Source organism: Achromobacter sp. SIMBA_011 (assembly GCF_046535435.1).
Classification (GTDB): Bacteria; Pseudomonadota; Gammaproteobacteria; order Burkholderiales; family Burkholderiaceae_B; genus Achromobacter; species Achromobacter dolens.
Genome location: NZ_JAWRWN010001339.1, coordinates 1 through 230, shown reverse-complemented (window position 1 = coordinate 230; position 230 = coordinate 1). Strand labels below are relative to the sequence as shown.

Sequence of the window (230 nt, the reverse complement as noted above, 5' to 3'; positions counted from 1 at the left end):
CCATTCACCCGTCGTTTTATATGAGGCAGATGCGGGCTTTTATCGCCGCTTCCTGAAAAGCCTTGCCTTTCATGTGCGTTACCTCGACAGGATCGTGAAACATGCGCCTGACGGAGAAGCGAGGCTGAGGATCAGGATTGCGCTCGCCATGGCCTCCATTGCCATGCCTACCCGCCTCTCCCGCATTACCCGGCACGGAATGAAGCTGGCTCAGGAAATGGAACGCCAGA

Annotated in this window: 1 protein-coding gene; it reads right to left on the bottom strand. The window is 56.5% G+C overall.

What is annotated here, in order from left to right; translation table 11 throughout:
• Positions 1-16: 16 nt before the first annotated feature.
• Positions 17-230, bottom strand: a 214-nt coding sequence (locus SB816_RS35435) for a hypothetical protein (RefSeq protein ID WP_410548677.1), incomplete at its 5' end; no start/stop codon positions are given.